General features: G+C 67.3%; 1 pseudogene. It reads right to left on the bottom strand.

The annotated features are described in order from the left end of the window. A pseudogene (locus ODR01_RS25215) lies at positions 1-791 on the bottom strand (penicillin-binding protein 2); the annotation flags it as partial. Between the last annotated feature and the right edge of the window lie 2 nt (positions 792-793).

Below are 793 nucleotides of genomic sequence, written 5' to 3'. Positions count from 1 at the left end.
AAGCCGGGCACCGAGACCATGGCCAGCACCTCGCCGGTCCTGACGTCCAGCACGACGACGGAGGCGCTCACCTGGCCCAGCCGGCGGGCCACCAGCTCCTGAAGCTCCAGATCGATGGTCAGCGTCAATTCGCTGCCGGGCTGCCCCTCGGTCCGGGACAGCTCGCGGATGACGCGGCCGAAGGCGTTGACCTCGATCTGGCTGTTGCCGCTGGTCCCGCGCAGCGGCAGGTCGTACACGCGCTCGACCCCCGCCTTGCCGATGCGGAATCCCGGAAGTTCTAAGAGGGGATCGCCATTCAGATCGTCCTCGGCGACGGCGGCGACATAGCCCAGGATGTGCGCGGTCGCCTCGGGGAAGGGGTAATGGCGGCTCTGGCCCTCGTCGATGGAAATGCCCGGCAGGTCCGGCGCGTTGACCTCGATGCGCGCCACTTCCTCCCAGGTCAGGTTTTCGCGCACGGTCACCGGCACGAAGCTGCGCTTGCGCCGCACCTCGCGCAGGATGCGCCGCTTGTCGTTGTCGGTGACGGGAACCACTTGGCCCAGACGGTCCAGCGTCTGTTCGACGTTGCCTGCCTGCTCGCGGACCAGGACGACACGGTAATTCTGCCGGTTGTCGGCGATGGGAACGCCGCGCCGATCGACGATGTCGCCACGCAACGGCGGCAGCAGCTTCAAGTTGATGCGGTTCTCTTCGGCCAGCGTGCGGTACTTGTCGGCCTCGATCACCTGAAGATAGTACATGCGCCCGACCAGGGCCGACAGCAGCAGGGCCTTGCCGCCGCCCAGCA

Source organism: Shumkonia mesophila (assembly GCF_026163695.1).
GTDB lineage: Bacteria > Pseudomonadota > Alphaproteobacteria > Rhodospirillales > Shumkoniaceae > Shumkonia > Shumkonia mesophila.
This window is presented reverse-complemented; position numbering and strand designations above follow the sequence as displayed.